This window comes from Amycolatopsis nigrescens CSC17Ta-90, assembly GCF_000384315.1.
Lineage (GTDB): Bacteria > Actinomycetota > Actinomycetes > Mycobacteriales > Pseudonocardiaceae > Amycolatopsis > Amycolatopsis nigrescens.
The window spans coordinates 1,732,153-1,753,317 of sequence record NZ_ARVW01000001.1 but is presented as its reverse complement, the minus strand read 5'-3'; the positions used below and the strand labels follow the sequence as shown (position 1 = coordinate 1,753,317).

The window sequence follows — 21,165 nt, the reverse complement described above, 5'->3', positions numbered from 1 at the left end:
TACGTTTCTGCTCAGCGGTGTTCGGCGTGCCGGGCGACGGCTGCTGCCGTTCATGGCGATTCTCTTTTTCGTGAACTACCTCGACCGCGTCAACGTCGGTATCGCCGCCGTGAAGATGAACGCCGACCTCGGTTTCAGCGCGACGGCGTTCGGTTTGGGCGCGGGTCTGCTGTTCGCCGGTTACACCGTGTTCGAACTACCCAGCAATCTCGTGCTGCGCCGGATCGGTGCCCGGCGGTGGATCGCGGCGATCACGTTCGGCTGGGGCATCTGCGCCACGGCCACCGCTTTCATCCAGGGCGAGACCAGCTTCTACCTGCTCCGGTTCCTGCTCGGCGCGTGCGAAGCGGGATTCCTGCCCGGGATGATCCTCTATCTCAACGACTGGTTTCCCCGATATCACCGAGGGCGTTTCACCGCCCTGTTCATGCTCGCGGTGCCGGTCACGGTGGCCGTTGGCACGCCGCTGTCCACGTTGCTGATGGACGTGCCCGCGGCCGGTTTCACCGGCTGGCGCTTCATGTTCCTGGTCGAAGGCGCGCCGGCCGTGCTGCTCGCCTTCCTGGTGCTGAAACTCCTGCCGGACCGTCCGGAAACCGCCCGATGGCTGCCTGCCGGAGAATGCGACGCGCTCCGCCGCACCCTCACCGCGGAGAGCGTCAGTGTCGTCCGGCATGGCCGCGGTTCCCTGCGCGCGGCGCTGGGGGACTACCGGGTGTACGTGGTGGCCATGATCGGGTTCGGCATCAGCGGGGGCCTCTACTCGCTCACCTTCTTCCTGCCCCAGATCGTGGCCGGCTTCCGGGCCGACTACGGGGCCGAGCTCAGCACGTTCCACATCGGCCTGATCACCGCGGTGCCCTCCGGCATGGCCGCGGTGGCGATGTGGTGGTACGCAAGGAAGTCCGACCGCGCCGAGGAACGCCTCCGGCACATCGCGGTGCCACTGCTGCCGGCCGCCGCCGCCCTCGGCGTGGCGCTCTACCTCCGGTCACCGCTGCTGGTGATGGTCGCCATCACGATCACCACGGTCGGCGCCTTCATCACGCTGCCGGTGTGGTGGCAGCTGCCCGGCCTGTTCCTGACCGGCCCCGCCGCGGCCGGCGGCATCGGGGTGATCGCCGCACTGGGGAACTCCTCCGGTTTCGTCGCCCCGTATCTCACCGGCTGGCTCAAGGACCTCACCGGCGACTACCGGCTGGGCATGCTCGTCATCGCCGGGTTCATGGTGGCCGCCGTCGTCGGCACCCTGCTCCTCGGCCGCGACCCCGCCTTCCGCGAACGACCGCTGGTGGACGTGCATGAGTGAGGACGTTCATCTTCGGCATCTTCGTTACTTCGTCGCGGTCGCCGAGGAATTGCATTTCACCATGGCAGCGGAGCGGTTGTTCGTCTCGCAGCCGACGTTGTCGAGGCAGATTCACCAGCTGGAGGCGCAGGTCGGGGCGGCGTTGTTCGCGCGCGACCGCAGGAGTGTGGTGCTCACCGACGCAGGGCAGGCGTTGTTGCCCACTGCGCGGGAGCTGGTGCGTGCCTGGGACGCGGCCATGGTGCGGGTGCGGGAGGCGTCCGCGGCCCGCCTGCGGGTGGGCATGTCCACCACGCTCGGCCGCGGTTTGCTGCGGCGGGTGCGGGCCGCCTACGCCGAAGCACGCCCTTCCGCCGAGCTGGTCGTGCGACAGGTGGGCTGGGAGGACGCCACGGCGGGACTGGCCGACCGGAGTGCGGACGTCGCCTTTCTCTGGCTTCCGTTGCCCCGGCCCGCCCCTTACGACTGGCTGCTGGTCGCCGAGGAACCCCGGCTGCTCCTGCTCTCCAGCGGCCACCGGTTCGCCGGCCGGGACGAGGTGGACTTCACCGAACTGCTCGACGAACCGTGGCTCGCGCTGCCGGCGGCCTCGGGCGGGCTGCGCGAGTTCTGGCTGGCCACCGCGCAGCGCGGTGGCCAGCCGGTGCGGGTGGCGGCGGAGATCACCACCACCGACGAGACCTATGAGGCGCTCGTCGACGGTGTCGGGGTTTGCCTTGCGGCGGCGGGAAACGCGCCCATCTTCACGCGTGACGGGGTGGTCGCGGTCCCGGTGCGCGGCCTGCCGCCCAGCCAGCTGGTGCTCGCCTGGCGCCGCGACGACCGGCGTCCGGTGGTCCGGGACTTCGTCGAGGCCGCCCGGCGGGCGGGTGATGCCCAGGGTGCATGACAGCGGGTATTGGACGGCGGTTTCCCCTGGTGGTTGCGTGGTGAACCACAGGAGAGGAGCACGTGGTGCACGAACTGCTGAACAGGGCCGCCTTCTTGCGCGGGGCGGGGGTCGGTGCGGCCGGGCTGGCCGCCACTTCCATACTCGGCGCCAGAGCTGAAGCCGAGGAAGCCACAGAAACCGCCGTACACCCGAACATCCGCCTGATCCGGGAGTACTACCAGGCCTACGCCAGTGGCGATCTGCGCGCGCTGGAGCGTTTCTTCGCCCCGGACATCCGCTGGACCATCCCGGGCCACCATCCCTTGTCCGGCACGAAGACCGGGGTCGCCGAAGTGCTCGCCTTCTTCCGGGAACTCGGCCGCGCGGGGTTCCGGGCCGAAACCTTCTTCCTCGCGGCGGACGGCGACTGGGTGGTCGACCTGCATCGAGGGTGGAGCACCACCCCGGCCGGGCTGGACATCACCTGGGCGCTGGCCTTCCGGATCACCGGGCGGAAGATCGTGGAGGCGGTCAACTTCGCCGCCGACCAGCACGCCGCGGACGCGTTCTTCTGGCAGCACTACCCGCTGGCCCCGCTGCCGGATCGGCTGGCACACCGATGATCCCGTCGCTGGAGTCCCATATCCTGACCCGGCGACACGTCCTGCAGGCGGCCGGACTCGGTGTCGTGGCCGGGGCTGTGACTTTGCCGGCCCCCGCCGCCGCGGCCGGGCGCCACGGCCGGTTCACCGGCCAGGTCGTGCTGATCACGGGAGCCACCTCGGGGATCGGCGCGGCGACCGCGCGGGCCATGGCTGCGGAAGGTGCCAAGGTGTTCTTCTGTGGGCGCCGGGAACAACTCGGCCGCCAGGTGGCGGACCAGATCCGCGCCGGCGGGGGAGAAGCCACCTACCGCCACGCGGACGTCCGGGTGGAGGGCCAGGTGCGGGACTTCGTGCGGGCCTGCGTCGACCGGTACGGGCGGATCGACGTCGCGTTCAACAACGCGGGGATCGAAAGTCCGCGGGCGGTGCGGCTGCACGAACAGTCCCTTGTGGACATGACGGAGGTGTGGCGGACCAATGTCGGCGGCGTCTTCCTCGGCATGAAGTACGAGATTCCGCAGCTGCTGCGCCAGGGCGGCGGGGTCGTCGTCAACACGGCGTCGATCTCGGCGGAGGTCGGTTTCGCCACCATCGCCCCGTACAACGCAAGCAAGCACGGGGTCGCGTCGCTGACGAAGGTCGCCGCACTCGAGTACGCCGCCGACAACATCCGCGTCAACGCCTTCGCGCCCGGCGCTGTGGACACTCCGATGCTGCGCCGCGCTGCGGAAGCCTTCGGTCTTACTTACGAGCAGATCGCCCAGAGCTATCCGATCAAACGCATCGTGCGGGCCGAAGAGATGGCGAGCGTGGTGATGTGGCTGGCCTCCGCCGAGGCCGGCGCGGTCACCGGCACCGACCTCGACGCCTCCGGCGGTTACCTGACCGGCTGATCGGATGATCCGCTACCAAGGGACGACTTCGCCGTCGCGGTCCAGGAACTGCAGGCCGGGGGCGCCGGCCTGTGCTTCGAGGACGTCGACCACGGCCGGGATGCTCTCCTGAGGTGTGAGGGGTGCGTCGGGTCCGCCGAGCCGGGTCTGGTTGTGGCCGGGGTCGATGAGCAGCTTGGTCTGCCCGTCGCCGCCGTGGCGGGTGGCGTAGCTGCGCATCAGCTGGTTGAGCGCGGCCTTGCTGGCCTTGTAGAGCTCGAAGCCGTCCTCGGTGTTCCGCGAGATGCTGCCCTGCTCGGAGGACATGACCGCGACGGTCCCGCCGGGCGCGACGAGGTCGCGGAGCGCTTCGAGGGCGCGCAACGGGCTCAACGCGTTGGTGACCATCACCTCGGTGAACATGTCGGTCGGGACCTCGTCGATCGGCAGGTTCCCCCGGTCGATCGCGGCGTTGACGAAGAGCAGATCGAGCTGGCGGCCGGCCAGGCGTTCGCGCAGCGCGGCCAGTTGCTCGGAGCTGGTCAGCTCCAGCGTTTCGATCTCCAGCCGTTCATTCCAGACCTGGGCATTGGCTTGCAGCTCGCCGTCGCTCTGGCGGGTCGTGGCGATGACTCGCCAGTCGCGGCGAGCGAGCTCGTCGGCGAGGACGAGCCCCAGCCCTCGGGAGGCTCCGATGATCAGGGCTTGACGTTCGGACATGTGCATTCCTTCGCAGTGAGGGGAATTTGTCTAGACGCGGCGTTGCGTCTAGACACTAGCACGGCACTGGCGGCGGATCACGGCGTCGCTGCTGGGTACTGTGTCCGGCATGCCCGAAGCGAACTCTCAGTCTCCAAGGGCGCGCTCTGGCAACCGGCGCGACGAGGCTGCACGGCTGGCTGTGCTTCATGCCGCGGACGATCTGCTCGTCGAGCACGGCTTCGGTGCGCTGACCGTGGAGGCGATCGCGCGTCGGGCCGGTGTCGCCAAGCAGACGATCTACCGCTGGTGGCCCTCGAAGGTCGAGATCCTGCTCGACACGCTCATCGAAGACAGCGACAAGCGCATTCCCGTCCCGGCGGACGATCCCACCGCGGAAAGCATCCGTGGCTACCTGCGGAGCTTCGCGCGGTTCGTCACCCGCGACCCCGCCGGAAAGGTCCTGCTCGCGCTGCTCGCCGAGGCGCAGCACGATCCCGGCACGGCCAAGAGCTTCCACCGGCGCTATCTCGGTCCACGCCGCGGCCAGGAACGCGACATGCTCGCGCGCGGAGCCGACGCCGGCGAGGTCTCGCCGAGGCTCGGCCCCGACGCCACGATGGACGCACTGGTCGGCCCGATCGTCTACTGCGCGCTGACCGGGTCGAGCATTCCCCGCGGCCTGGTGGACAACCTTTTCGAAGACCTGCTCAGGCCCCGTGCCGACTGAGCGTCCGTTCAGCCTCGGCGATCTTCGGGCTGCCAAGACCGGGGCGCAACGGCAACCGGAGCCGGCAGACCACGGCATCGGTGCTGCGGGACAGCCGGCGGGCGACCACCGCGCCGCGGTGGTTCTTGAGCATCCGTTCCCACCGGTGCGCTGGCTGGACCTCACCGATCAGCACGATCACCCGGTCCGCCCGCGCGTCGCGGACGAACCGCGTCAGCGGCGGGCCCAGCTCCCGCCGGCTCGAGCCGAGCACGGTGAGCGGGATCTCGGGACGCCAGTACAACCAGTCGGTCTCCATCGCGCGGGCGGCCGCGAACTCGCCGGGATAGCTGACGTGCACGGCCACCACCCGGTGGCCCATCGCCATCGCGGTGGACAGCAGCTCGGAGGTCAGCCGGGTGATGGCCACGACGGGCACCACGACCAGGGTGTCGAGCCGGCGCGGCCGGTCCGGCAGCTCGCCGACGCCGAGCTGGCCGCCGATCCGGTCGTAGGCGGCCCGCACCCGCCCGAACAGCAGGGCGAGCGCGGGTACGACGAGCACGATCAGCCAGGCGCCGTGGGTGAACTTGGTCGCGGTGACGACCACCGCCGCGGTCGCGGTGAGGACCGCGCCTAGGCCGTTGAGCAGGGCCCGCCCGCGCCAGCCCTGGCCGCGTTCGGCGCGCCAGTGCCGGACCATGCCGACCTGGCAGAGGAAGAACCCGATGAACACGCCAACGGCGAACATCGGCACCAGCACGCCGACCTCGCCACCGGAGAACAGCAGCAACCCGCCGGCCAGCACCGCGAGCACCCCGACGCCGTAGCGGTGCACCAGCCGGTCGGCCCGCAGCCCGAACAGATGCGGGGCGAACCCGTCCGAGGCCAGCCGGGCGGCCAGCACCGGCAGCCCGCCGAAGGAGGTGTTCGCGGCCAGCGCGAGCAGCACCACGGTGGCGATCTGCACGATCACGAACCCGGCGCCGTCGCCCAGCGCGCCTTCGGTGACCAGCGACAGCAGCGTCCGGCCCTGCACCGGCCGGACGTCGAAGCGCTCGATCAGCACCGCCAGCCCGATCAGCAGCACCCCCAGCAGCGCGCCGAGGCAGGCTTCGGCACGGCGGGCACTGGCCGCGCGGGGCGCGCGGAACGACGGGGTCGCGTTCGCGATGGCCTCCACCCCGGTCAGTGCGGCGCACCCGTTGGCGAACGCGGCCAGTACCAGCAGCACGCCGACCGAACCCACCGCGGCCGGCTGGGTGGTGGCGGGCAGTGGGTGGAGCGGTGCGCCCCGCACCAGCCCAGCGCCGACCACCACCGCGATCGAGGCGACGAAAACCGCCGCGGGCACGATGAACAGCCGCGCGCCGGCCACCACCCCGCGCAGGTTCACCGCGGTGATCGCGGCCAGCACCCCGAGGCACAGCTCCACGGTCCAGGGCAGCAGGGCGGGGAAGGCGGAGGTCAGCGCGGCGACCCCGGCCGCGACCGAAACCGCCACGTTCAGCACGTAGTCCACCACCAGCGAGGCCGCCGCGATCAGGGACGTCCTGGTGCCGAGGTGCTCCCTGGCGACGGTGTAGGCGCCACCGCCGTCGGGGTAGGCGGCGATCACCTGTCGGTAGCAGGCCACCAGCACCACCAGCAGCAGCACGATCACCGCGGTGACCGGCAGCGTCCACCCCATGCCGACGGCGCCCGCGACGGCCAGCGCCACGACGATCGCCTCCGGCCCGTATGCCACCGAGGCCAGCGCGTCCAAGCCGAGCCCGACGGTGCCGGTCACGGCCGTCAGCCGATGTCGCTCGTCCGACCCCGCGGTGTTTTCCCCGGTGTCTTCCCCAGTGCCCACAGCGACAACGCTAAGCGCGGCAGGGCGCCGCTGAAGTCAGCAAATCGTCAAGACGGGCCGCGGTGGCGTTCGGATTCCGCCAACGCCGTCGGCGCATCGAGCCGGGGTCAGGCTTCTGTTCATCCCCGGCATCGAGTAAGGTCTCCGCCGAACCAGCATCCGCCGGTCGCGGCGGATCGAATACTTTCCGGGGTGACCCCCAGGCCCCGGAAACCAGAGGGAGCGGGGCCTGCCCGGTTGGGCGGGCCCCGCTCCTTGTTTCAACCGAGGGAGAGCGGCTGCTGCGCGAGGGCGGAGATGCGACTCGACGCCCCGCGCGGCGCCTTCACTGCTGGAACTACGCGGACACCTGCGAGGAACGGCGGGTGAGCTTGCCCTTCTTCAGGCAGGACACGCAGACCTTCATGCGCACCGGGGTGCCCTTGACGATCGTCTTGATCGACTGGATGTTCGGGTAGAACATGCGGGCCGAGCGTCCCTTGATCCGCCGCTTCTGGGCGCGGACGCCAAGGCGTGACACCTGCCTGCCGAAGCTCGGCTCCTTGCCGCACACATCGCAACGCTTAGACATCAAACTCTCCGTATCGATACAAGTTCAGGACGCAGGAGACCACCCTCGCCATGGACGGGATGCCTGCTGCCAGGCCAGACCGGGTGTCATCCTAGCCTTAGCGTGCCGAGCCCGATTCGCCCCGGTCGGTAAGGCGGCCGCCGTGCTGGACGCGACCGTCGGGCAGTTTAACATCCGGCTTCTGGCCCGCCGCCGAGCAGGTCTGTGACTCAGCAACTCCGCGATTCAGCGCCGCTCCGCGACGACCGTCACTTCGTGCCGGTTGTGGTGCAGCTGCCTGGCGGCCCGGACCCGGTACCGCGGCGCGAGCAGGGCGAGGCAGTGCCGCACCGTATCGACCGGACGCTGCGGGGAGAGTTTCAGCGTGATGACGGCCATGCCGCCAGGACGCAGCCGCTCCGCCGCGTCCAGCACGATCCGGCAGGACAGCTCCGGAGCCATCTTCATGTCGTCGACCACCATGTCGAACTGCTGCCGCTCGTTCCTGAAGAACTCGCCCGCGGTCGTCCGGATGTGTCGCACACCGCGGTCCTGGCGCAGCCTGTCGTCGAGGTCGCCGGGGTCCACCGCGTACACCGTGAGCCCGTGCCCGCGGAGGATCCGGGTCCATCCGCCAGGGCTCGCGCCGAGGTCGACCGCCGTGCCGCCGGCCGGTGGCACGACGGCGAAGGTCTGGAACGCCTCTTCCAACTTGAACTCGGCGCGCGAGATCTGGTCGCGGCCCTTGGCCAGCCGGCTGCGGCCACCCGGCCAGTCGCTCAGCTGGTCCGCGGTGGTGGCCATGCCGAGCAGCAGTCCGCTCTGGGTGACGCACAGCGACAACGTCCGCGGCGCGCCGGCGCGCCGGACCGGCACCCCCTGCGCGGCCAGCACCGCCGTGCAGCGCTTGGCCAGCTCAGCGGTCTCGTAGGGCAACGGGTTCTGCCCGCTCACCCACGCCTGGAGGGCCAGCTCGCCGGGACCGCCGGCCACCCGCTGGACGGCCTCGGCCACGGCATCGAGGTCGGCGGCCGTCTCCAGCGGCAGCCGGGCGACCTCGGCGGTGAGGTGCTTGACGAAGGCCAGCGGCCGGTGCCGGCAGTCTTCCGCGACCTGGCCGAGCCGCACGTCCTCGCCGGACAGCCTGCCGAGGTCCGGCCCCAGCCGGTCCACGGTCACCTGCTCCGCGCCGTAGAGGTCGAGCAACTCCCGCTTGGCGGCCGGGTAGTACTCCTCCGAGGTGGAGAACAGCACCTGTTGTCCGGGCGACCCACCCGCGTGATCAGTCATGGCGGCCGGATCCTACCGAGGGCGCGCCGGGGTAGCCGTTCCGGTTAAGCTTCCGCGGGGGTCGATGTGGGCATATCCGGGCGAGACGAGTCGATGCGCCTGCTCGCGGACGCCGCGACGGCGGCGCGGGCCGGCCGTGGCGGACTGGTCATGCTGCGCGCCGATCCCGGTGCCGGGACGACGGCACTGCTCGAAGCCCATTCGGCGGCCATGCGGGACCTCGGCCTGCGGACGTACCGGGTTCCCGTGCTGCCGCCGCACGGCAGCACCACGCTTTCGGCCGGGCTGCCGGGCTGGACCGAGCCGGCCATGGTCGTCGTCGACGACCTGCACCGGGCGGACGACGCGACGCTGCTCGCGTTGCACGGGCTCGCCGAAGAGGTCCGCGACCGTGCGCTGCTGCTCGTCACCGGGCGCCATCGCGGGGTCGCGCCCGCCCGGTTCGCCGGGCTCGACCGGCTCGCGATCGTGCACGACCTGCTCCCGCTGGACGAAGACGCCGCGCGGGCCGTGCTCGCCGAGGCGGCGGGCGGGGAACCGTCGGAGGACCTGCTGCGGCTGGTCGACGGCGCGGGCGGCAATCCGTGGCTGCTGACCCGGCTCGCCGAGGACGACCACGCGGCGGCCGTGACGGACTGGGCGGCCGAGTTGGCCGGGGACGACCTCGCGCTGCTGCGGTTCGCCGCCGTCCTGGACGAGCCAACGTCGGTGGACGAGCTGGCCGCCGTCTCCGGCCTGGCACCGGCGGAGGTGCTGGCCGGGCTCGGCCGGCTGGCCGCGCTCGGGCTGGTCGAGGACAAGGACGGGCTGCCGCGGCTGCGGCAGCCGATGGTCCGGCACGCGGTGGCGACCACCTCAGTGGGCCTGCGCGGTCCGGTGGCGAAGGTGCTCGCCAGCCGCGAAGTCCCGCTCGAAGTGGTCGCCGGCCAGCTCGCCCAGCTACCCGTGGACGCCTGGGCGGCGTGGGCTGTGGCCTGGCTCACCGAGCACGCCGGCCGGCTGGCCACCCGCCCCACGCCCGCGGTGGTGGACGTGCTGGACCGCGCCGTCGCGTGGTTCCCGCCCGGCGACGCCCGGCAGCACGCGATCCGGGCGGCGCTGGCCGAGGCGCAGCTCTGGTCGGGCCGGCTCGACGAAGCCCGCCGCACGGCCACCGCCACCCTCGCCGCGCGTCCGGACGCGCACACCAGGCAGCGGCTGCGGGCCGCGCTGGCGCAGGTCTCGCTGGTCGAAATGGATCCCGCCGGTGCCGTCGCGGTACTCGACCCGGAACGGGCGGACGGGGAGCTGACCGGGCTGCTCGCCGCGGTCGGCGCCTACGCCAGCCTGTTGACCGGCGACCTGGCCGGTGCCGCGCGCGGCGTCGAGCAGGCGACCCCGGCGGCCGCGGAGAACCCGATCGTCGAGGTGGCCCTGCTGCACGTACAGGCGATCGGCCGATGCGTGTCGCGGGATCTCACCGGGGCGCTCGAACTGCTGGACCGGTCGGCGGCCCTGCTCGACATCGAGGTGGCCGACCGCGTGCAGTGGCTGTTGTCGCGGCTGCTGCGCGCGGTGGTCGAGGACCTCCGCCAGGATCCGGTGGCACTGGACACCGTCGAGCAGGCAAGGCCGGTCGCGCGGGAGCTCGGCGCGGGGCTGCTGGCCTGGCTGCACACGGTCGCGGCGCTCGCGTTGTTCAACAACGGCCGCTGGGACGAGGCGCTGGCCGAGGTCTCGGCCGCGATGGCGATGCCGGACCAGTACGGGATGGCGGGCGCGCTGCACGGGGTGGCCGCCACCATCCTGCAGCGCCGCGGGGACCTCAACGGTGCCCGCGTGCACGCCGAACTCGCCGACCGGGCCGTCGGCCGCGGGGTGGCGGTGTTCTACGAGCAGATCACCGTGCTGGCGCGCGCACTGGTCGCCGACGCGGAAGGGGACGCACAACGGGCGCTGAAGCTGGTGCGCGCCATCGCCGACGGCGGGGTCGGGGTGCACCACGGCCACGCGGTCGCCGCGATCGGCGCCCCGCTGGTGCGGATCGCGGTGGTGGGCGGCGACCGGGAGCTGGCCACCCGGCTGGTGGACCAGATCCGGCACTGGAGCAACGGCGATTCGCTGGGCGAGTACGGCGCGCTGGTGTACTGCCAGGGCCTTGTCGACGACGACGTGGACGTGCTGCTGGCCGCGGCCAAGCTGTTCACCGAGGGCGGGTCGCCGCTCGCCGCGGCCCGCGCTGCGGAGGACGCGGCGAGGGTGCTGGCCGCGTCCGGCAGGCCAGCGGACGCGCGGGCGACCTACCAGAGCGCGATCGACGGCTACACCGCGCTGGCCGCCGACGGCGACCTGCACCGGGCCGATGCCGCACTCCGCGCGCACGGCGTCCGGCGCGGGGCGACCGGGCCGAGGAGCAGGCCGAAGCGGGGTTGGGCCAGCCTGACCGACGCCGAGTACCGGGTCGCCGAGCTCGTCGCCAGGGGCAGCACCAACCGCGAGGTCGCCGCGCAGCTGTTCGTGTCGGTGCGCACGGTGCATTCGCACGTATCGCGGGTGCTGGCCAAGCTCGGCTACTCGTCCCGGATCGAGATCGCGCTCAAGTTCGAGCCGCGCGGCTGAGCGGCGCGCCGCATATCAGCACTATTGCCGATGATTCCCGGTCGTCGCACTGGTGTGGTTTTCGTACCACCTGACAACTGGGGGATCCTTGTTCCGGAAACTGATGTCGCTGCTCGCGGCGTTCGTGCTGTTCGCGGGCCTGTGCTCGGGCGCGGCGGCCGCCGATGCGCAGGCGAAGACCGTCTTCAACGGCATGAAGCTCGGGTTCTGGGATCTCCAGAACTCGGCACCGCCGCCGGACCTCGGCGAGGGTGAGCACGACTTCTGCACGCTCGGCCCGGTGGGCACCGACAAGTACGGCCGCCAGGTCGGGATCACCGCGGGCCACTGCGCCGACCCCACCGGAGCGCCTCCGCCGGAGCACGCGTACGAGTTCGCGGTCTACGACGTGGCCGCCAAGGACTTCGGGCCGATCGGGTACACCAGGTTCATCCAGCCGAAGGCGAACCAGGGCTATCAGGACTACATGGTCATCGAGTTCGTGCCCGGTGTGCAGCTCTCCGCGAAGGGGCCGCATCTCGAGATCACCGGCATCTTGGAGATCCCGCAGGGGCCTGGCGCGCCCAACCCGGATCCCCAGCTCAACCTGCTCGGTGCCGCACTGGGCAACACCAACGAGCTGGTGAAGTCGGGCGCGCGCACCGGCACGCACTACGGGCGGATCACCAACAACGGCGGCGGTCTCTACCAGTCGTGGGCGTATCTGGACAAGGGCGACTCCGGCGGCCCCGCGGTCTGGCATGTGCCGGGTTCGGCCTATCCCTCGGAGGCCAACGGCTTCCAGTCGACCGGGCCGTGGGCCGGGATCGTGACCAGGCTGGGTCTCGCGGTCCCGCCGTACGTGTACACCAGCTCCGCCAACATCCTCGCCGACCTCAAGGCGAGGGACGCCGCGAGCGGCTCCGACGGCAGCGTGATCGGCGCCGGGTTCGCCGTCGCCGCGCAGGGATAGACAGAGGACAGAGAGCATGACCGAGCCGGGAAACGTGATCGACACCGCGTCCGCCGGGGTGCAGGACCTGGCCGGCGCCGCCACCGCGGGCCTGGAGCAGGCGGGGCCGGTCGGCGCGCTGGTGCAGCCAGTGGTGGACACCTTGCGCAATGTCTGGGAGGGGTACTTCGGTTCGCCGGTGCCGCCGGACGGCACGAACTGGAACGCCTACACCCACCAGCAGCTGCACCAGATGCTGTGGCAGAACGCCGATGTTGGCGATGTCAGCGGGGTCGCCGCGGAGTGGGGGCGGCACAGCGAGGAGCTGACCGGCCAGGCGGACGCGTTGCGTGGTCAGCGGGACGCGCTGCCCGACAACTGGAGCGGGCAGGCGGCCGAGCCAGCAGGGAACCGGCTCGGCGAACTCGGGGAGCGGACCTCCGGCATCGGCACTCGGGCCGGCACCGTCGGGGACGCCACCCAGAACGCCGGTGACGCGCTCGCCGTCGCCCGCAACACGATGCCGCCGCCACCCGGCGACCCGACCGGGGACGTCGTGGCCGCCGCTGTGGCCGGGGCCGGTGCGGGCGCGGTGATCGGCGGTGTGGCCGGTGCGGGTGCCGGCGGGATCGGCGCCGGGCCTGGCGCGCTGATGGGCGCGGCCATCGGCGCCGTGGCCGGTGGCGGCGCCAGCCTGTTCGTCGCCAACGTCGCGGCTGCCGAGCAGAAGGCCGAGGCGGTGCACGTGATGCAGCGCTACGAGTCGAGCCTGCGGGACAGCAGCAACTCGATCGCGCCTTCCGGTGCGGCCACGGCGGGCACGTACGGATCGACTGGTGAGACGACCAGCGCGGCCGGATACGCGGGCGGCCGGGCGTTGAGCGGTGGCGGTGTGTCCGGCGGTGTGCCGTGGGGACGGCTCACCGGTGCGGGCCCTGGCCTGGCGGGCGGCCTGCTCGCGGGCAGTGCGCTGGGCAGCGCGCTGCTGGCAAGGACCGCCGGGATGATGTCCGAGCTCGCGGCCGCGCGTACGGCCGGTGCGGGCGGCATGATGCCGCCGGGTGCGGGCGCACGCGGCAGCGGAGATGGGGACGAGGAGCACCAGAACCGGCTGCCCACCATCGACCAGGGACTTTTCGCCGTCGAGGAGCGGGCCAGCGACCCGGTCATCGGCCTTTAGCGCAGACAGGAGTGATTCCGTTGACTTCTCAGGCTTCCCAGCACGGATACCAGGTCGCACCGCAGGAACTCAGCGCGCAGGCCGGCGCGCTCGCCGAAATCGGCGACCGGACCGGCGGCCTGGCCGCCTCCGCGAGCAGGCTGGCCGAGCGGCGGCCGATGCTCGGCACCGCGCCGCCCGCGTTGCACCTGGCCGTGCGCCTGTGCGAGGCGGCCGGTCGGGCCGGGCTCACCGGGGACGTCAGCGCGGCGGGCAACGACCTCGGCGACTTCCACCGGGCGCTGAAGGCGTCCGTCGACAGGTACCTGGAGCGTGAGGCCGACATCGCGCAGACGTTCCGCACCACCGGTGGCGCCGAGACATGACGGCGTTGCTCGACGACACGGAATCCTTGCCGCGCTTCGGTTTGGTCGAGCTGGACCTGCTCGCCGCGCACGCCGGGGTGCCATTCCCGTTCCCGCTGCGGGTGCCGTCGTTCGGGCGGATCGACGGCGAGCGCGAGGTGCTGCTGGCCACCGCGGGCGCGGCGCTGCGGATGCGCGGTCTCGCCGACGAGACCGGGCCGGCTGGTGCCGCGGCCGAGCTGGTCACGGCGTTGCGCGAGTACCGGGGCACCGTCGATCTCGTGCTGACCGGCCCGGACGGGACGATCGGCGTGGTAGCGATGGTCTACCGGTCGCGGGCGCTGCTCTGCCATCAGCCGCTGGACGACGACCCGGCCGGCACGGTGCGGGTCCGGCAGGTCGCGGAGACCGCGCTGACCGGTGAGCTGCTCGGCCTGGTGCCCGAGGTCGCTCCGGTCAGGTCGATGCCGATCGTGCTGCCCGAACGCGCGGTGAGCGCCGCGACCCGCCTGGTCGAGGACTTCGAGAACGACGCCGCGGAGATCACCGACGCGGAGCAGGAACGCCGGCTGCGGGCACTGGTCCGTGACTGCGGCGGCGACCCGGAGGTGCTCGACCAGCTCGTCGGCCTGCTGCCGGTGCTGACCGGCCGCGGCCAGCTCGGCGCGACCCGCCGCGCCGGCGACGAGCAAGTCCGGTCCGGTGTGGAACTGTCCTGGTTGGACAGTCCGCGCGGCAGGATGCGGGTGAACCGCGCGGCCGACGGCTGGATGAGCGTGAACCCGTTGCGGCAGAAGGAACTGCGTGCCGCGCTGGAGGACATGGCCACGATCGCCCGCGGTCCCCGATGAGCCTCGGGAAAGCACGGAAGGAAAGTTTGGTGGATCCAGCCAACTGGCTCGAGGACTATGACAAGACGCTGGCGACCGCGGCGGCGAACGCGCAGGCGGCCAGCGCGAGTCTGCGGCAGGCCGGCGGGCACGCGACCTCGCCGCGCGGCGAAGTCTCGGTGGTGGTCGGCGCCGGCGGCGCACTCGAAGACCTCATGCTGACCCCGGCGGCCCGCGCGCTCGAAGCAGGCCAGCTCGCCCAACTCATCCTGGCCACCGCGCGGCAGGCGCAGCAGGCGGCCGGCGCGCAGGTCGTGGAGATCATGACCGAGTACGTCGGCGAGGGGCCCGCGCTGGAGATCGTCAAGCAGAACCTGCCGTCCGTCGCGGCGGGCGACGAGCCCCCGGCCGATGACAGCTACTTCGCGAATCCACCGGAGATCACCAAATGACCGCACCGAACCAGTTCCAGGCCGAGCCGGGCGAGATCCGGAAGCACGCCGGCACCGTCGGCGGGCTCGCCGCGCAGCTGTCCTCCGCCGCGGGCGTGCTGCCGGGCGAACTGCCCGACAACGCACTCGGCAGCTTCGTCGGTTTCCTCACCGCCGGGCTGACCGAAGCCATGGCCAAGACCACGGAATCCATCACGCACGCATCCTCCGCCGTGCACGACCTGAGCACCGGCCTTGGCCGGGCCGCGGACGCCTACCAGCAGGTCGAAGACCAGCACACCACCCGACTGCGCGTGGAGGGAGCACAGTGACTTCACCAACGACTGCACCGATCACCCAGTTGCTCGCCGACCTGGAAGCGACCACCACGGCCGTGCAGAACAACGACTGGGTGACCGCCGGCCTCTACGGCGCGACCGCGGCGGCGGACGTCCTCGGCGCCGGCCCGGACCCGCTCTCGGCGCTGACCACGGCCGGCTTCGGCTGGATGACCGACTTCGTGTCGTTCCTGACCGCACCGCTGGAAACACTGCTCGGTGAGCCCGGTGCGGTCTCGTCCAGCTCCGGCAGCTTGCAGAGCACCGGGCAGAACGTCTCCGAGCTCGCCGGTTCCTACCAGCAGTCGAGCGGAACGGAGACCCCGAACTGGTCGGGCACGGCCGCGTCGGGATACCAGAACACCTCCGGCGAACTCGCCGACGAACTCCGTGCCATCGGCAAGGCGAGCGCCGGCGTGTCCAGCGCGATGGCGGGCGCGAGCGACGTGATCGGCAAGGCGCAGCAGATCATCACGCAGCTCGTCGGCGAGGCCGCCGGGAAGATCACCCCGATCATGACCCAGGCGATGGCCACCGCTCCGGCGACCGGCGGTGCGAGCGTCGCGGCGGCCGTCCCGCAGTGCGTGGCGATCGCCGTGCAGTACGGGCAGCAGATCGCCGAGAAGATGGGCGCCCTGCTGTCCAGCTCGCAGAACCTGGCGAAGCTCGTGCTGGCGATGCTGAAGTCCCTGCAGGTTATCGACAAGGCGATCACCAAGACCACCAAGAACAGCGCCGCGGCACGGTGATTTCTTTCGCCACGAGATATTGCCGACTAAATTGGTCCATGCGGTAACGGGATTTGACCGTTGGGCGATGATTACCGTCCCGCGAGAAACGGCTCATTCGCGGCGTACGCCACTAGGCTGATCAGGGTAATCCCAGTGCTGGTAAGGCGTAAGCCCCGCCTGATCATTGGCAGACCGGTGCGCGGGAACGTCAATTTCCGACCGTCCGAAATTGCGTGGCAAGGTGCTGCGTGCGCGTCTGGAAGTCGTTCTGCGGTAGCGTTTTGGTCATGCGGGTGGTGCTGGGGACGAATGCTTTCGCGGCGGTCGGTGGCAGTGAGACCTATGTCCTCACCATCGCCGTGGAATTGCAGCGGCTCGGTCATGAGGTGACGATCCACGCCGCCGAGCTCGGCGCGATGGCCGAACTCGCGGTGGCGCAGGGGATCGCCGTCGCGCCAGAACTCGACGACCTGCCCGCGCACTGCGACGTGGTGCTCGCCCAGGACGGCGGGATGGCCTACGCGCTGGCCGACCGGTTGCCGAAGGTGCCCCAGGTCTTCGTCGCGCACGGCACGCTGTTCGATCTGTCCATGCCGCCGCTGGTCCCCGGCGTCGCGAAGGTGGTGGTGGTGCTCAGCGACAGCGTCGGGCGGCGGGTGCGCGCACTGGACGTGCCGCAGGAGGTGGTCCGCCTGCGCCAGCCGATCGACGTGGACCGGCTGGTGCCGCGCGGCGCGCCGCGTCCCCGGCCGAAACGCGTGCTGCTGCTCGGCAACTACCTGCAGTCCGACGTGCGCCGCGTCCTGGTGGACGCCTGGTCCCCGGCCGGGCTCGAGTTCGTGCAGGTGGGTCGGGCGACCGCGTCGCTGCGCCCCGAAGAGGAGATTGCGGCGGCCGACATCGTGGTCGGCAAAGGCAGGGCGTTGCTCGACGCGATGTCCTGCGGTCGCCCCGCGTACCTCTACGACGTGTTCGGCACCGATGGCTGGGTCACCCCGGGGAGCTACCCGCTGATGGAGGCCGACGCCTTCGCCGGCCAGGCCCTTCCCGTCGTCGGCGAGCCCGGCCGGCTGCGCCGGGACCTGGACGCCTACGACCCGCTGATGGGGCAGGTGAACCGCGAACTGGTGCTGAACCACCACCAGGCGCACGCGCACGCCGAGGAACTGGTCGCACTCTTCCAGCGGCTCGCTCCCGCCGCCGCCCCGGTGACCACCGCCCACCGCGAGCTGGCCCGGCTGGTGCGGCTGCGCTGGCGGGACGAGTGCGCGCTCTACCTGCTGCGCGCGGAGTTCGCCGTGTTCGCCGAACGGACCGGCGCCGAGCTGGAGCGGACCCGCTCGGCACTGGCCGTCGCGACCGCTCGTGCCACCGAAAGCGAGCGGCGGTACGAGGAAAGCGAACGCCTGCGCGCGGAAGGCGACCGCGCGCGTGAAGCGGCCGAAATCCGGCACGCCCAGGAACGCCGCGCCACCCAGCGGCACTACGAACAGCAGGAGCGCCTGCTGGCCGACGCGCTGAACGTGGCGGGCGAATCGCACCAGCGGGAACTCGAAGCCGTTGCCGAACTGGCGGATCAGCGCGCGATCACCGGGCAGCGCCGGGTTCGGCTGGACGTGGTGATGGGCCAGGCGACCGACCGGGTACGCGGCCTGCTGCGCCGCTAACCCGGCCGTCGAAGCTGCGTTGTTTCGTGCTGCTCGCGGTGATTCGCGCGAGCTTGGAAAGCAGCACCTGTTCTTCCGGCACGTCGAGCTTCTCGTAGATGCGCAGGGCCTGGCGCAGGCAGCCGATGCCGTCGCGCAGGTTCGTCTCGTGCAGCAGGTGGTTGCCGATCCCTTCCAGCGCGCGGGCTTCCTCCAGCGGAAGGCCGGTGGATCGGCTCAGCTCCAATGCGCGTTTGTGGTACGCCATGCTGTCTCCCGCCTTCGGCCAGTCGGCGGCGAGCCTGCCGAGCTCGTTCAGCGCCTCGGTCTCGCCGACGCGGTCGCCGAGGCGGTGGCAGAGCTTGCTGGCCCGGCGGAGGTGGACGACCGACTCCTCGCAACGACCGCGGGCGTGCTGCACCGCGCCCAGTGCGGTGAGCGCCGTGGCTTCGCCGGGCCGGTCGCCGAGGCTGGCATAAAGCTCGCGGGCCCTGGCCAGGCTGCGCTGCGCGGCGGCCGCATCCCCGGTCGCGTGGTGCACCATGCCGCACACGGCCAGTGCCTTGGCTTCGCCCCGCAGGTTGTCCAGGCCCTTGAAGATGCGGTAGGCGTGGTCGACGTTCAGCGCCGCGTCCGTGCGGTTCCCGACGGCCAGCTGGGTGCGGCCGATGTGGGCGAGGCAGCTGGCCGCGCCCAGCGGGTTCTCGGAGTCCATGTAGATGTCGAGTGCCTTGTTCAGGCTGAGGATCGCGGCCGGGTACTCGCCCCTGGAGTGCAGGATGATGCCGAGGTTGTGCTTGGTCCTGGCTTCGCCGAGCGCATGCCCGGCGCCTTTGAACAGGTGCTGGGAACGGCGGAAGCTCTCGGTCGCGGCGGCCAGGTCGCCACCGGACACCTGAACGGCGCCGAGGGTGTTGAGGGCGCTGGCTTCGCCGACGGTGTTTCCGAGGCCGGCGAACAACGCGCGCGCCTGGCGCAGGTTCGCGGCCGCGGCCGGGTAGTCCTGTGCCATGAACTGGGCACATCCGAGGTCGTTGATGAGGGCGGCTTCGCCGTGCGTGTCGCCGGCGGCACGGGCGGCGGCGAGCGCGGCGGTGCTGGTCGCGAGCGAATGCTGCCACTGGCCGTCCATCTGCAGGAACAGGTTCAGCGCGGTGGCGAGCTGGATCGCGTGCGATGCCGATGTTGCGGACGCTGTCGCGTGGTCCACGCAGGACACGAGGTTCTCCCGCTCGACCCGCAGCCAGTCCAGCGCCGCCTTCTGGGAGTCCAGTGCGGGGGTGTGGCGCGGCCGGGTGGCGGCCGCGGGATAGGTCGAGGTCCGGTTGGACGGGTTCCAGTCGTTGGCCGCGATCGTCGTGTGCAGGTAGTAGCCGAACAAGCGGTTCATCGCGTCGTCGCGGCCGGCTTCGGTGTCGCGGGCGACCAGTGAAGCGGAGTACTCGCGGATCAGGTCGTGGAACCGGTAGCGGCCGGGGGTGGGTTCGTCGATCAGGTGGTCGAGGTAGAGCGCTTCGAGCCGGTGCTGGGTGCCGCCGTGCTCGCTGTCGTCGAGCGCGGCGGCGGCGTAGGCGTCGAAGTCGTGCCCGGGATGCAGGCTGAGTCGTCGGAAAAGCCGACGCGTGTCGTCCGGCAGATCGCGGTAGGACATGTCGAACGCGGCGGCGACCGCGATTCCCTTCGAGCGGAACTCGGCGATCCGCTGCCGTGCCGTGCACAGCTGGTCCACCAGATAACGCACGCTCCAGCACGGATGGCTGCGCAGCCGGCCCGCCGACAGCGCGATGGCGAGCGGCAGGTGCCCGCAGAGCTTCGTCAGCTCGTCCACCCCGTCCGGGTCATCGGCCACCGCCGGCGTGCGGACGAGCCGGCGGAGCATGTCGCCGGCCTGTTCCGGCGACAGCACGTCGAGCGAGATCGGGTGCACGTCGTCGGCGGAGACCATTCGCCGCCGGCTGGTGACCATCGTGAAACACCCCGCCGCACCGGCGAGCAGCGGCCGGACCTGGTCGTAGCTGGAAGCCCCGTCGAGCAGCAGCAGGATCCGCCTGCCCGCCAGCTGGTCGCGCCACATCCGGGCGCGGTCTTCGAGCGAGGCCGGCACCTGCTGGGGAGCGACGCCGAGTGCGAGCAGCAGGGATTCCAGGGCTTCGGCTGGTTCGACCGGCTGCCGGGTCGGGGTGTGGCCGTGCAGCTCCAGGAACAGCTGTCCGCCGGGAAAACGGTCGGCCAGCCGATAAGCGGCGTGCACGGCGAAGGTGGTCTTTCCGACGCCGGGCATGCCATCAATAACGCATACAGTATCCGACCATTGTTCCGGTGTCGAAATTCCCGGCACCAGCCCGAGCAGGTTTTCCAGCTCCGCTTCCCGGCCGGTGAACGCCGCGTGGTCGCGCGGCATCATGAAGGCAGGCGGGATCACGGGTGACATATCTTTCGCCGTTTCCAGCGGCGGTACCTGGCCGAGGGCGGGCGCCCGATGGGTCGGCCGTTCGGTCAGCACCTGGAGCAGTTCGGCGATACTGGCGGAGTTCAGCGCGGACAACTGGTAGTGGTCGGCGCAGGACGGCTGGAGGAACAGCGGGATATCGTCCACGGAACGCCCCGGTAGCACGACCGGCAGCAATCTGCGCAGCCAGGTCGCCCGATTGCTGTGCAGGAGATCGCGAAGCAGCGCCGCCTCGGTCTGCACGCCTTTGCTCATCCGGCCGGGGGAGCCGTCGCCGGCTACCCGGTACTGGGGCGAGGCGATCACGATGACGAAGTCGGCCCTGGTGATCTGGTCGGTCATCCACGCGTACCAGTCCCATCGCCTGCCGCTGTCGTACTGGTCCAGGCGCGCGTCGACCCCGTGCCGGCGCAGCAGCCGGCAGAAGCCCAGCACCTGGTTCTTGTGCTCTTCCGACTCGTGGGCGTAGGAGACGAACACTCGCGGCGCACCGGCGGACGATTCGCCGTCCTCCTCGGCTGCCGCGCCGTCCAACGTCATGTCGATCTTCCCCCGCTGCTCTCGTGCCGGTTCATCGAATAATTGATCTTGATCTGGTTATGGTCCACGGCGGTGATCCGGGACATGGTAGGTGCGGCGTGCGATGAACCGTTGTGCGGCTCGCCTATAGTCGCTTATCGCCATTGTGCCGTGCGGTGAAAGTGCCGGTCAAACCGCCTCGAAGAGACGAATTCGGAAACCGTCTTTCTTTTAACCGCGGGCGAGGTTTCCGGTCGGTAACTTCAAGCCGTGCACGGCAAAGGATGTTCAATCATGCGCGCGGTTGATCGGCGGTGTGTCCAATCGTGCCGCAATGAGCCGCGGAGTTCGAAATCGAAACCGGGCTGGGCGACGTACTGCGGGAATCTCGATTAACCTGGTCTTCGC

The 21,165-nt window shown here is 71.0% G+C and carries 19 protein-coding genes; 14 read left to right on the top strand and 5 right to left on the bottom strand.

The window, feature by feature from the left end:
• The first annotated feature begins 52 nt into the window (after positions 1 to 52).
• From AMYNI_RS0107985 to AMYNI_RS0107970, 4 genes are all read left to right on the top strand, one after another.
• A complete protein-coding gene (locus AMYNI_RS0107985; RefSeq protein ID WP_020667475.1) occupies positions 53 to 1,309 on the top strand; it encodes an MFS transporter in 1,257 nt (418 codons plus the stop codon).
• Positions 1,302 to 2,198, top strand: a complete 897-nt coding sequence (locus tag AMYNI_RS0107980) for a LysR family transcriptional regulator (protein ID WP_026360176.1) — start codon at positions 1,302 to 1,304, stop codon at positions 2,196 to 2,198. Before AMYNI_RS0107985 ends, AMYNI_RS0107980 begins: the two co-directional genes overlap by 8 nt.
• Positions 2,199 to 2,263: 65 nt before the next feature.
• Positions 2,264 to 2,803 (top strand): nuclear transport factor 2 family protein, encoded by a 540-nt coding sequence (locus AMYNI_RS0107975; RefSeq protein WP_157357289.1) that lies wholly within the window; start codon positions 2,264 to 2,266, stop codon positions 2,801 to 2,803.
• A complete protein-coding gene (locus tag AMYNI_RS0107970; protein WP_020667472.1) occupies positions 2,800 to 3,678 on the top strand; it encodes an SDR family NAD(P)-dependent oxidoreductase in 879 nt (292 codons plus the stop codon). The genes AMYNI_RS0107975 and AMYNI_RS0107970 overlap by 4 nt, the downstream gene beginning before the upstream one ends.
• 12 nt (positions 3,679 to 3,690) lie before the next feature.
• On the opposite strand, the gene AMYNI_RS0107965 is transcribed toward AMYNI_RS0107970, so the two are convergent.
• Positions 3,691 to 4,377, bottom strand: coding sequence for an SDR family NAD(P)-dependent oxidoreductase (locus AMYNI_RS0107965; RefSeq protein WP_020667471.1), 687 nt, complete (start codon positions 4,375 to 4,377; stop codon positions 3,691 to 3,693).
• 181 nt (positions 4,378 to 4,558) lie between these two features.
• Between AMYNI_RS0107965 and AMYNI_RS0107960 the strand changes: the two genes are divergently transcribed.
• Positions 4,559 to 5,086: a TetR/AcrR family transcriptional regulator gene (locus tag AMYNI_RS0107960; protein WP_020667470.1), complete on the top strand. Its 528-nt coding sequence runs from the start codon at positions 4,559 to 4,561 to the stop codon at positions 5,084 to 5,086.
• On the opposite strand, the gene AMYNI_RS43985 is transcribed toward AMYNI_RS0107960, so the two are convergent.
• The 3 genes from AMYNI_RS43985 to AMYNI_RS0107945 form a co-directional block, all read right to left on the bottom strand.
• Entirely contained in the window at positions 5,067 to 6,920 is a 1,854-nt protein-coding gene (locus AMYNI_RS43985) for an APC family permease (protein WP_020667469.1), read from the bottom strand. The genes AMYNI_RS0107960 and AMYNI_RS43985 overlap by 20 nt on opposite strands.
• 337 nt (positions 6,921 to 7,257) lie before the next feature.
• Entirely contained in the window at positions 7,258 to 7,491 is a 234-nt protein-coding gene (gene rpmB / locus AMYNI_RS0107950) for a 50S ribosomal protein L28 (RefSeq protein WP_211225468.1), read from the bottom strand.
• A 225-nt stretch (positions 7,492 to 7,716) separates the two neighbouring features.
• On the bottom strand, positions 7,717 to 8,760 hold the full coding sequence (locus tag AMYNI_RS0107945; RefSeq protein WP_157357288.1) for an SAM-dependent methyltransferase: 1,044 nt from the start codon (positions 8,758 to 8,760) through the stop codon (positions 7,717 to 7,719).
• 93 nt (positions 8,761 to 8,853) lie between these two features.
• Here AMYNI_RS0107945 and AMYNI_RS0107940 point away from each other — a divergent pair, with 93 nt between their 5' ends.
• The 9 genes from AMYNI_RS0107940 (at position 8,854) to AMYNI_RS0107900 (ending at position 17,810) form a co-directional block, all read left to right on the top strand.
• On the top strand, positions 8,854 to 11,358 hold the full coding sequence (locus AMYNI_RS0107940; RefSeq protein ID WP_020667466.1) for a helix-turn-helix transcriptional regulator: 2,505 nt from the start codon (positions 8,854 to 8,856) through the stop codon (positions 11,356 to 11,358).
• Between the two features lie 88 nt (positions 11,359 to 11,446).
• Positions 11,447 to 12,310 (top strand): chymotrypsin family serine protease, encoded by an 864-nt coding sequence (locus AMYNI_RS0107935; protein WP_211225467.1) that lies wholly within the window; start codon positions 11,447 to 11,449, stop codon positions 12,308 to 12,310.
• Between the two features lie 16 nt (positions 12,311 to 12,326).
• Entirely contained in the window at positions 12,327 to 13,469 is a 1,143-nt protein-coding gene (locus AMYNI_RS0107930; protein ID WP_020667464.1) for a WXG100 family type VII secretion target, read from the top strand.
• A 20-nt stretch (positions 13,470 to 13,489) separates the two neighbouring features.
• Complete coding sequence (locus tag AMYNI_RS0107925) at positions 13,490 to 13,834, top strand: hypothetical protein (protein ID WP_020667463.1); 345 nt, start codon at positions 13,490 to 13,492, stop codon at positions 13,832 to 13,834.
• Positions 13,831 to 14,664 carry an ESX secretion-associated protein EspG gene (locus tag AMYNI_RS0107920; RefSeq protein WP_020667462.1) on the top strand — a complete coding sequence of 278 codons (834 nt, stop codon included), beginning with the start codon at positions 13,831 to 13,833 and terminating at the stop codon, positions 14,662 to 14,664. The genes AMYNI_RS0107925 and AMYNI_RS0107920 overlap by 4 nt, the downstream gene beginning before the upstream one ends.
• A 29-nt stretch (positions 14,665 to 14,693) precedes the next feature.
• Positions 14,694 to 15,095 (top strand): YbaB/EbfC family nucleoid-associated protein, encoded by a 402-nt coding sequence (locus AMYNI_RS0107915; RefSeq protein ID WP_020667461.1) that lies wholly within the window; start codon positions 14,694 to 14,696, stop codon positions 15,093 to 15,095.
• Positions 15,092 to 15,406: a WXG100 family type VII secretion target gene (locus AMYNI_RS0107910; RefSeq protein ID WP_020667460.1), complete on the top strand. Its 315-nt coding sequence runs from the start codon at positions 15,092 to 15,094 to the stop codon at positions 15,404 to 15,406. The genes AMYNI_RS0107915 and AMYNI_RS0107910 overlap by 4 nt, the downstream gene beginning before the upstream one ends.
• A complete protein-coding gene (locus tag AMYNI_RS0107905; protein WP_157357287.1) occupies positions 15,403 to 16,161 on the top strand; it encodes a hypothetical protein in 759 nt (252 codons plus the stop codon). Before AMYNI_RS0107910 ends, AMYNI_RS0107905 begins: the two co-directional genes overlap by 4 nt.
• A gap of 269 nt (positions 16,162 to 16,430) precedes the next feature.
• Entirely contained in the window at positions 16,431 to 17,810 is a 1,380-nt protein-coding gene (locus tag AMYNI_RS0107900; RefSeq protein ID WP_020667458.1) for a glycosyltransferase family protein, read from the top strand.
• Here AMYNI_RS0107900 and AMYNI_RS43980 read toward each other — a convergent pair.
• Entirely contained in the window at positions 17,731 to 20,778 is a 3,048-nt protein-coding gene (locus AMYNI_RS43980) for a toll/interleukin-1 receptor domain-containing protein (RefSeq protein WP_020667457.1), read from the bottom strand. The genes AMYNI_RS0107900 and AMYNI_RS43980 overlap by 80 nt on opposite strands.
• Positions 20,779 to 21,165: the final 387 nt, after the last annotated feature.

Excerpts from the sequence above, each read along its gene's own strand:
- AMYNI_RS0107985 (WP_020667475.1), top strand. The coding sequence starts at position 53 with ATGGCGATTCTCTTTTTCGTGAACTACCTCGACCGCGTCAACGTCGGT.
- AMYNI_RS0107980 (WP_026360176.1), top strand. The coding sequence starts at position 1,302 with ATGAGTGAGGACGTTCATCTTCGGCATCTTCGTTACTTCGTCGCGGTC.
- AMYNI_RS0107970 (WP_020667472.1), top strand. The coding sequence starts at position 2,800 with ATGATCCCGTCGCTGGAGTCCCATATCCTGACCCGGCGACACGTCCTG.
- AMYNI_RS0107965 (WP_020667471.1), bottom strand. The coding sequence starts at position 4,377 with ATGTCCGAACGTCAAGCCCTGATCATCGGAGCCTCCCGAGGGCTGGGG.
- rpmB (WP_211225468.1), bottom strand. The coding sequence starts at position 7,491 with ATGTCTAAGCGTTGCGATGTGTGCGGCAAGGAGCCGAGCTTCGGCAGG.
- AMYNI_RS0107945 (WP_157357288.1), bottom strand. The coding sequence starts at position 8,760 with ATGACTGATCACGCGGGTGGGTCGCCCGGACAACAGGTGCTGTTCTCC.
- AMYNI_RS0107940 (WP_020667466.1), top strand. The coding sequence starts at position 8,854 with ATGCGCCTGCTCGCGGACGCCGCGACGGCGGCGCGGGCCGGCCGTGGC.
- AMYNI_RS0107930 (WP_020667464.1), top strand. The coding sequence starts at position 12,327 with ATGACCGAGCCGGGAAACGTGATCGACACCGCGTCCGCCGGGGTGCAG.
- AMYNI_RS0107920 (WP_020667462.1), top strand. The coding sequence starts at position 13,831 with ATGACGGCGTTGCTCGACGACACGGAATCCTTGCCGCGCTTCGGTTTG.
- AMYNI_RS0107910 (WP_020667460.1), top strand. The coding sequence starts at position 15,092 with ATGACCGCACCGAACCAGTTCCAGGCCGAGCCGGGCGAGATCCGGAAG.
- AMYNI_RS0107900 (WP_020667458.1), top strand. The coding sequence starts at position 16,431 with ATGCGGGTGGTGCTGGGGACGAATGCTTTCGCGGCGGTCGGTGGCAGT.
- AMYNI_RS43980 (WP_020667457.1), bottom strand. The coding sequence starts at position 20,778 with ATGACGTTGGACGGCGCGGCAGCCGAGGAGGACGGCGAATCGTCCGCC.